Source organism: Pantoea sp. GbtcB22 (assembly GCF_019091025.1).
GTDB classification, from domain to species: domain Bacteria; phylum Pseudomonadota; class Gammaproteobacteria; order Enterobacterales; family Enterobacteriaceae; genus Pantoea; species Pantoea leporis.
The window spans coordinates 1-255 of record NZ_JAGXKB010000432.1 but is presented as its reverse complement, the minus strand read 5'-3'; the positions used below and the strand labels follow the sequence as shown (position 1 = coordinate 255).

The 255-nt window shown below is 53.7% G+C and carries 1 pseudogene; it reads right to left on the bottom strand.

Going from position 1 to position 255, the window contains the following annotated elements:
* A pseudogene (locus tag KVT28_RS25675) lies at positions 1-255 on the bottom strand (DNA methyltransferase); the annotation flags it as partial.

Here is a 255-nt window from a genome sequence, read left to right as displayed (position 1 = left end):
CGCATGGCAGTACCGCCTCCTCGAGCCTGGTTTTTCCGGCGTGGACCTCACCAACCTCGAAAGCAACATGACCGCCCGGTTTCAAAACTCGGTACAGTTCGCGGAAGACTTCAGTCATCGCGTTCCGCCACTGCTCCAGTTTTTTGGGCACAGTGAGCTGGACCGTTTTCGCATCAATGCCGAGAAACCAGCAACGCAACCAATTGTCAGTGGCATAATCCACCACATTGAGAAACGGCGGAGAAGTAACAATGA